The organism is Paracidovorax sp. MALMAid1276 (genome assembly GCF_049198005.1).
Lineage (GTDB): Bacteria > Pseudomonadota > Gammaproteobacteria > Burkholderiales > Burkholderiaceae_C > Acidovorax.
Window position 1 is genome coordinate 1 of sequence record NZ_JBMIRS010000188.1, and the last position, 700, is coordinate 700.

Below are 700 nucleotides of genomic sequence, written 5' to 3' on the forward strand. Positions count from 1 at the left end.
GCGCGAAAACCGAGGATCGCGGGGTGCTACCGACCAGCCCAGGGTGGCGCCCTGGGCGCAGGCGGTCGTACCGCGTGAGACCGGTTTGTCGTGCGTTGCAGCCGATGCTCTTTCTGCCGCGCAGACTCCTGGGGTCAACGCCAGCGCGGGCTGGAAGGCAGGCAGTATGCCTGCAGCGGTTTCGGGGAGGCGGCGGATGGGCTGCAAAACCTTTGCAGTGTGGAAAAAAAGAGGGCGATGGGCATAGACCGCAATGCTGACTGGATGGCCCATGGCCCGAGACAGCGGCGCGTCGCGCATTCCGTCAGGCGACGCGGAGCGCGGAGGTCTGCGTGCGCGGTGGAGATGGAAGGTCATCAATACTAGGGTTTGTCCTATGTTGTCTGACAATGTTAACGTTAACATTGGCGCATTCGCTTCATTTGATGTCATTCAGAAGATGTTGACCTGCGTTTCAGCTTGCTTGTATGACGTGTTGCCCCGGGGGCATGGCTTCCCTGGCGCACGGGTCGTCGTCTTCCTTTGCTGGAACTGATGGCCTGTTTGACACGGCTTTTTCCTGCCACGAATCCACCATGACCCCCCAAGACCTCAAAACCATCATGGGCTCCGGCCTGCTGTCCTTCCCCATCACGGACTTCGACAGCGAGGGCAACTTCCGCCCCAAGACCTACATCGAGCGCCTGGAGTGGCTCGCGCC

1 pseudogene is annotated in these 700 nt (G+C 60.9%); it reads left to right on the forward strand.

The window, feature by feature from the left end:
* Positions 1 to 575: 575 nt before the first annotated feature.
* Positions 576 to 700 (forward strand): annotated as a pseudogene (locus tag ACOQFS_RS13250) (5-dehydro-4-deoxyglucarate dehydratase); the annotation flags it as partial.